Below are 7359 nucleotides of genomic sequence, written 5' to 3'. Positions count from 1 at the left end.
GGGGCCAGATGCGATCTTCGTCCCTCCACCCCGGCAAGTCTTCTCCATACTGCCCGTGTTGGGTCATTTCCAACATACAAGCGACTTCAGTCGCGATGAGCCGGTCACCGGGCCACCGCATCATCGAATCGCTGCCCCACCCGCGCGATATGCTCGCGCAGGGCCTCGCTGTCGATGTCCCGATAGCGGATCACATCGAAGAGGTAGGGGGTGTTGAGCGCGTCCAGCCGGTCCAGGAGGCGCAGCACGTCACTCTCGGAAACGTCGCCGTAAAGTACCAGGTCGATATCCGAACCGGGCCGACAGGTTCCCTTGGCTCGTGATCCGTAGATCACGGTCTTCTCCAGGCCCGGGCAGGCGGCGAGGGCACCCCGGATGGCCTCGATCGTGCTCTCCGGCAGGCCGAACATCAGCGGTACCGCTCCATGGTCTGGCGAAACTGCTTCAGGGCCGGATAATAACGCTCGACGATCTTGCGGAACTCGGTTTCCAGAATGCTGTGACGATACGCGTGGACCGTATGGTTGCGAGTCTCGATCATGTCCATCCACACCTGTCCATCTTCCAGCAGGCCGACGTTGAAGGCATGGCGGGCGGCGCTACGCGACCCCGTGACGTTCTGGATGCCTTCGTGTTCGAGGTAATCCTTCATCACCTTCCAGGCAAGCTCGTGGGTGAACTCGAAGCGCTGGATGACGCCTTCCTTGATGATGTCCAGCGTCGTGTCGCCATACGCCTCGATCGCCTGCTCCAATTGGGAAAAGGCATTGCCGTAGTTGGCGAACCGCTGCTGCCAGCGAATATCCTCACTCATCGCCATCTCCTTTCCGGAAGGTCCGCAACAAGCAGGCAGGCCATGCCTCTTTCGAGGACATGGCCCGCCAGCGTCACTATCGCTTCATGCCATTACAGGCAGCGATACACTCTCAACGATACACCGGCAGCCGCGCGCAGACGGCCTCGACCCTGGCCTTGACGTCGGCCTCGGCCTGGGCGGAATCGCCCTGCTGCATGGCGTCAAGGATGTCGCAGATCCAGCCGGCCAGGTCGCGGCACTCGGTCTCGCCGAAGCCGCGGGTGGTCACCGCCGGGGTGCCGATACGCAGGCCGGAGGTGACGAACGGGCTCTGCGGGTCGCCCGGCACGGCGTTCTTGTTGACGGTGATGTGGGCGCGGCCCAGCGCGGCGTCCGCATCCTTGCCGGTCAGCCCCTGCTTGATCAGCGAGAGCAGGAAGAGGTGATCCTCGGTGCCACCGGAGACCACGTCGTAGCCGCGCTCGAGGAACACGCCGGCCATCGCCTGGGCGTTGGCGACCACCTGCTGCTGGTAGGTCTTGAACTCGGGCGCCATGGCTTCCTTGAAGCAGACCGCCTTGGCGGCGATGACGTGCTCCAGCGGGCCGCCCTGGATGCCCGGGAAGACCGCGGACTGCAGCTTCTTCTCGATGTCGGCGTTGTCCTCGGCGGAGAGGATCAGGCCGCCGCGCGGGCCGCGCAGGGTCTTGTGGGTGGTGGTGGTGACCACATGGGCATGGGGCAGCGGGCTCGGGTAGACGCCGGCGGCGACCAGACCGGCGATGTGCGCCATGTCGACCAGCAGGTAGGCGCCCACCGCGTCGGCGATCTCGCGGAACTTCGCCCAGTCGATGATCTGCGAGTAGGCGGAGAAACCGGCGATGATCATCTTCGGCTGATGCTCGCGGGCCAGCCGGGCGACGTCGTCGTAGTCGATGCGGCCGCTGTCGTCGATGCCGTACTGCACGGCGTTGTAGTGCTTGCCCGAGAAGTTGGGCCTGGCGCCGTGGGTCAGATGGCCGCCGGCATCGAGGCTCATGCCCAGCACGGTGTCGCCCGGCTTGACCAGCGCCTGGAAGACCGCACCGTTGGCCTGCGAGCCGGAGTGCGGCTGGACGTTGGCGTAGGTGGCGTTGAACAGCTCCCTGGCGTAGTCGATGGCCAGCTGCTCGACCACGTCGACGTACTCGCAGCCGCCGTAGTAGCGCTTGCCGGGATAGCCTTCCGCATACTTGTTGGTCAGCTGGCTGCCCTGAGCCTCCATGACGCGGGGGCTGGCATAGTTCTCGGAAGCGATCAGCTCGATGTGCGCTTCCTGACGCGCGCTCTCCTTCTGCATCGCATCGAACAGGGCATCATCGAAACCGGCAATCTGCATGTCACGGCTGAACATCGGCGTAGAGTCCTCGAGTCGAGAGGTGAAACGAACCGGCATGATACTCCACCCCCCGGAGGCTTTCACATGAAAGGGGGTCATGCCTGCCCGAGAATTTCTCACCTCGGGTTTAGTCAGACTGAAGCCTGGGGCATTCCTTGTGGGAGGGAATTCGTCTGCGACGACGCTGCCCGGTGGCCGGTTCCTCGCGACTGAAGTCGCTCCCACAGGTGCTTGGCTTATCGCGACTGAAGTCGCCTGTCGTTGGACAGCAGCTTCTCCAGTGCCGGCCAGACGTTGTCGAGCAGTTGCGGCTGCGCCTTGGCGTTGGGGTGGAGGCCGTCGTCCTGCATCAGCGAATCGTCCAGCGCCACGCCGTCGAGCAGGAAGGGCACCAGCGGCACCTGGTAGCGCTCGGCGAGATCGTGATAGACCTGGCGGAACGCCTCGGCATAGGCTTGACCGTAGTTGGGCGGCACCTCGATGCCCACCAGCAGTACCCGGGCGCCGCTGCCACGCGCAGCCTCGATCATGCGGGCCAGGTTGTCGCGCATCTGGGTGGGCGGCAGGCCGCGCAGCCCGTCGTTGCCGCCCAGCTCGATCACCACGATGTCGGGGGTGTGGCGTGCGAGCAGTTCGGGCAGGCGGGTCGCGCCGCCGGCGGTGGTCTCGCCGCTGATGCTGGCGTTGATCACCGTGACCGAGTCCGGCAGGCGCGCGTCGAGCAGGGCGACCCAGCCGCGATCACGCTCGATGCCGTAGCCGGCGCTCAGGCTGTCGCCCATCACCAGCAGCGTGGTGCCGGAGCCGGCGGCGAAGGCCGAGGCCATCCCCAGCCACATGACCAGCAGGGGCAACAGCATGAACCGACCAGTTACAGGGAACGCTTGTCTCATGTCCAACTCCCGGGCGCGTGAATCCGCTTTTGAAGATTCCTCGATTCTACAGGCTCGCGGCCTGACCAAGCAGGTCGTCAGTGGCGAACGGCGGCTGACGATCCTCGACAACCTGGATCTCGACGTGTCCCGGGGTGAGAGCGTGGCCATTCTGGGGAGTTCCGGGGCCGGCAAGTCGACCCTGCTCGGCCTGCTGGCGGGGCTCGACACGCCCAGCGGCGGCGAGCTGACGCTGTTCGGCGCCTCGCTGGGGACGCTGGACGAGGACGGCCGCGCCGCGCTGCGCGCCGGCCGGGTGGGCTTCGTGTTCCAGAACTTCCAGCTGCTGCCGACCCTGACCGCCCTGGAGAACGTGCTGCTGCCGCTGGAGCTGGTTCCGGGCCGCGACCATCAGGCACGGGCGCGCGAGTGGCTGGCGCGGGTCGGCCTCGGCGAGCGGCTCGACCACCTGCCCAAGCAGCTCTCCGGCGGCGAGCAGCAGCGCGTCGCCGTGGCGCGGGCCTTCGTCACCGAGCCGGAGCTGGTGTTTGCCGACGAACCCACCGGCAACCTCGACCGCGATACCGGCGGGGCGATCATCGACCTGTTGTTCGCGCTCAACCGCGAGGCCGGCACCACCCTGGTGCTGGTCACCCACGACCCGCACCTGGCCCGGCGCTGCGACCGTTGCCTGCGCCTGGACGGCGGACGTCTGGTTGCGCTGCGACCCGACGAGGTACAGGCATGACCCACTGGATCGCGCTCTCGCTCAAGGGGCTGCGCCGCGACCTGCGGGCCGGCGACGTGCGCGCGCTGTTCGTCGCCCTGGCCCTGGCCGTGGCCGCCACGACCATGATCGGCTTCTTCCTCGACCGGCTGGATCGCGGGCTGACCCGCCAGGCCGGACAGCTCACCGGCGGCGACATCAAGCTCGAGCAGGGCGAGCCGTTCGGCGACGACCTGCGCGCGACCCTGCGCGAGGCCGGCCTGACGCTCTCCGACCAGGTCGACATGGTGTCGATGATCAGCCGCGGGGATGCCTTCCAGCTGGCCAGCCTCAAGGTGGTCGATGCCGCCTATCCGCTCTACGGCGACGTGCGTGTCGACCGCGGCGACGGTGTCGAGGCGCTGGACCGTGGCCCCGAGCCGGGCGGCGTGTGGATCGCCCCGCGCCTGGCGCGGCTGCTCGACGTGACGCTCGGCGAGATGGTCCGGGTCGGCGCCAGCGAGCTGACCGTGACCGGGCTGATCGAGCGTGAGCCCGACCAGAGTGCGGGCTTTTCGGCCTTCAGCCCGCGGTTGATGATGCGCCGGGGGGATCTCGAGGCCACCGGTCTGGTGCGCCCCGGCTCGCGCATCGAATATGAACTGCTCGCCAAGGGGTCGCCCGATGCGGTCGCGGCGGTGTCGGACACCCTCGAACGGCTGGCGGCCCAGGGTGTCCGGGTGGTGGACGTGCGCGACGACCGCCCCCAGCTGGGCAGCGCGCTGGAGCGTGCCGACAAGTACCTGAGCCTGGCCGGGCTGGCGGCGGTGCTGTTGGCCGGCGTGGCGGTGGCGATGGCCACGCGGCGCTACGTCGACCGCCACCTGGATACCGCCGCGTTGCTGCGCTGCTTCGGCGCCTCGCAGCGCCGGCTGGGCACTCTTTTCGCCTGGCAGCTGCTGTGGCTGGCGCTGGCCGCTTCGGCGGCCGGGGCGCTGCTGGGCATGGTCGGGCAGGCTGCGCTGCTGGCGCTGCTGACCCGCTTCCTGCCGCTGGAGCTGCCGCCGCCCGGGGTGCTGCCGCTGCTGCTCGGGGTGCTCACCGCGCTGGCGGTGCTGATCGGCTTCGCCGGGCCGACCCTGCTGCGCCTGAAGCGGGTCAGCGCGCTCAAGGTGCTGCGTCGCGAGCTCGACCCGTTGCCGGCTGCCGCCTGGCTGGTGGTGGCGGTCGCCGGGCTGGTGTTCGGCGCGCTGCTGTGGCTCTACTCCGGTGACCCGGTTCTGGCCGCGACACTGCTGACCGGCGGGCTGGTCGCCCTGGTGCTGCTGTGGGGGCTGGGCTGGTTGCTGCTGGGGCTGATGCTGCGGGCGGTGAAGGCGTTAGGCGGCAGCGAGCGGCAGGGCGGCTGGGGCCGTGCGGTGCGCCTGGGCGGCAGCCAGCTGGCGCGTCGCCGCCGGGCCAGCCTCGGCCAGTTGCTGGCCTTCGCCGTGACCTTCGCGGCGATGGCGATCATCACCCTGGTGCGCGGCGATCTGCTGACCACCTGGCAGACCCAGCTGCCCGCCGACACGCCCAACTTCTTCGCCATCAACATCCAGCCCGCCGAGCGCGAGGGCTTCATCGAGCTGCTCGACGCCGTCGCCGACACCCGCACCGCGCTCTACCCGATGGTGCGCGGGCGGATCACCGCCATCGACGGGCGCTCGCCGGAATCCGCGGTGCCGGAAGACAGCCGCGGCGACAACGCCCTGCGCCGCGAGCTCAACCTGACCTGGCAGACCGAGGTGCCCGAGGGCAACCGCGTGGTGGCCGGCGAGTGGTTCGCCGCCGACGCCGGACAGGCGGGTGGCGACGGCCCGGTGCCGATCTCGCTGGAAAGCGGGCTCGCCGCGCGGCTCGGCGTGGGGCTCGGCGATACCCTGAGCTTCACCATCGGCAGCGAGCGGGTCACCGGGCGCATCACCAGCCTGCGCGACCTCGACTGGGACAGCTTCCGCCCCAACTTCTACGTTATCTTCCCGCCCGGGGTGCTGGAGCGCTACGGCCACAGCTACCTCACCGCCTTCCACCTCGATGCCGCCGCCCACGGCGATGTGCTGGCCAGGCTGGTGCGTGCCTATCCGGGCGTCTCGCTGCTCAACGTCGACGCCATCCTCGGCCGGGTGCGCGAGCTGCTCGACCAGGTGACCCGCGCGGTGGAGCTGGTGCTGGCCTTCGTGCTGCTGGCCGGGGTCAGCGTGCTCTATGCCGCCCTGACCGCCAGCCACGCCCAGCGCGCCCACGAAAGCGGCCTGCTGCGGGTCTTCGGCGCCGGCGGCCGGCTGATCTCGCGGGTGCAGGGCGTGGAATTCGCCCTGCTGGGGCTGACCAGCGGGCTGATGGCCGCGTTGCTCACCGAGCTTGCCGCCTTCGGCCTCTACCACTGGCTGGCCCTGCCGCCGCGCCTGCACGGCCTGCTGTGGCTGGTGCTGCCCCTCGGCGGGGCGCTGCTGATCGGCGCGATCGGCCACGGGCTGTCCCGGGGCGTGCGCCGCCAGGCGCCCGTGACCAGCCTGGGGCTGCTGGGGGAGGGATGACCACCGGACGCCATATGACGCTATCCATGATGGGAGCGGCTTCTTGTGGGAGCGACTTCTTGTGGGAGCGACGTCAGTCGCGATGAGCCGGCCACCGGGCCGCCGCCGTCGGGGATGAATCCCCTTTCCCGAGAAGGCTTGCCGCGCCGTCCCGTCGTCAACGCGGGGCTTCAGCCAGCCAGTTTTCTACCTCGAGCCCTTTGACCCGGCGAAATTCCCCCTCATTGGCGGTGACCAGGACGCGCTGTTCCGCCAATGCCTGAGCGGCGATCAGCATGTCGTTGGGGCCGATCGGCGTCCCGGCTCGTTCCAGTTGCCGACGCAGGCGGGCGTAATGGCGATCGGCCGGGGGCTCGAAGGGATGCACGTCGAGTACCTCGAGCAGGATTTCCACCTGGCGTGTCAGGCGCTCGGAGCCTCGCTTTCTTGCGCCGAAGCGCAACTCCGCCGCGACGATGATACTGGTTGCGACGGCTTCCTCGCCCACGGCGGCGATCCGCTCCATAACGGGGCCATGCGGGTCGCGCACGAGTGCGGAAACGATGTTGGTATCCAGCAGGTAGCCGCCGGTGCTCATAAATCGACATCATCGAGTGGCAGCATGCCTTCATCGACATCACCCAGCGGCTCATCGACGGGGTCGAGCCGTTTCAGGGTGCTCAGCAAGCCGGGCTTCCTGACCGGCTCGATGATCAGGGTATCGCCCTCGCGGCGCATGATGGCCTCATCGCCGGCGAACTCGAACTCGCGCGGGATGCGCAGGGCCTGGTTGCGGCCGTTGCGGAACAGGCGGACATGGCGTTCGGTTGACATGATATCCTCGTCTCCTTGCTGGCCTATGCCTGAGCATATGTCTTCGGCAGGGCAATGGCCAGGCTGACACTGAATCGGCCACCGCCGTCGGGGATGACTGCACCGAAGAACAGGGATTGGTGTGGGAGATTCTATGTTGCCCGTCAAGCCTTGATGGGGCTTGGAGGGCGATATCCCGTCTCATGCTTCATCAGTGAAAAGGCGATGCGTGCCAGCTT

General features: G+C 68.3%; 8 protein-coding genes. 2 read left to right on the top strand and 6 right to left on the bottom strand.

Annotation, left to right across the window (positions count from 1 at the left end; all coding sequences use genetic code 11):
- Positions 1–104: 104 nt before the first annotated feature.
- The 4 genes from ACTCB7_RS11120 to ACTCB7_RS11105 all read right to left on the bottom strand — a co-directional run bounded on the left by ACTCB7_RS11120 (position 105) and on the right by ACTCB7_RS11105 (position 3034).
- Positions 105–410, bottom strand: coding sequence for a nucleotidyltransferase domain-containing protein (locus ACTCB7_RS11120; protein ID WP_224416707.1), 306 nt, complete (start codon positions 408–410; stop codon positions 105–107).
- Positions 410–814, bottom strand: a complete 405-nt coding sequence (locus ACTCB7_RS11115; protein WP_224416706.1) for a nucleotidyltransferase substrate binding protein — start codon at positions 812–814, stop codon at positions 410–412. The genes ACTCB7_RS11120 and ACTCB7_RS11115 overlap by 1 nt, the downstream gene beginning before the upstream one ends.
- Positions 815–926: 112 nt before the next feature.
- Entirely contained in the window at positions 927–2189 is a 1263-nt protein-coding gene (gene glyA / locus ACTCB7_RS11110) for a serine hydroxymethyltransferase (RefSeq protein WP_163650755.1), read from the bottom strand.
- A gap of 221 nt (positions 2190–2410) precedes the next feature.
- Positions 2411–3034, bottom strand: coding sequence for an arylesterase (locus tag ACTCB7_RS11105; protein ID WP_463006723.1), 624 nt, complete (start codon positions 3032–3034; stop codon positions 2411–2413).
- 31 nt (positions 3035–3065) lie between these two features.
- Here ACTCB7_RS11105 and ACTCB7_RS11100 point away from each other — a divergent pair, with 31 nt between their 5' ends.
- Entirely contained in the window at positions 3066–3794 is a 729-nt protein-coding gene (locus tag ACTCB7_RS11100; protein ID WP_463006722.1) for an ABC transporter ATP-binding protein, read from the top strand.
- Positions 3791–6328: an ABC transporter permease gene (locus tag ACTCB7_RS11095; protein WP_463006721.1), complete on the top strand. Its 2538-nt coding sequence runs from the start codon at positions 3791–3793 to the stop codon at positions 6326–6328. Before ACTCB7_RS11100 ends, ACTCB7_RS11095 begins: the two co-directional genes overlap by 4 nt.
- A 157-nt stretch (positions 6329–6485) precedes the next feature.
- Here the strand turns inward: ACTCB7_RS11095 and ACTCB7_RS11090 are convergent, their stop codons facing one another.
- Positions 6486–6905 carry a type II toxin-antitoxin system VapC family toxin gene (locus ACTCB7_RS11090; protein WP_163650752.1) on the bottom strand — a complete coding sequence of 140 codons (420 nt, stop codon included), beginning with the start codon at positions 6903–6905 and terminating at the stop codon, positions 6486–6488.
- A complete protein-coding gene (locus ACTCB7_RS11085; protein ID WP_463006720.1) occupies positions 6902–7141 on the bottom strand; it encodes an antitoxin in 240 nt (79 codons plus the stop codon). Before ACTCB7_RS11085 ends, ACTCB7_RS11090 begins: the two co-directional genes overlap by 4 nt.
- Positions 7142–7359: the final 218 nt, after the last annotated feature.

The organism is Modicisalibacter sp. (genome assembly GCF_055145905.1).
Note: the sequence above shows the minus strand (reverse complement) of the source record. Positions and strands in the feature narration are given on the sequence as shown.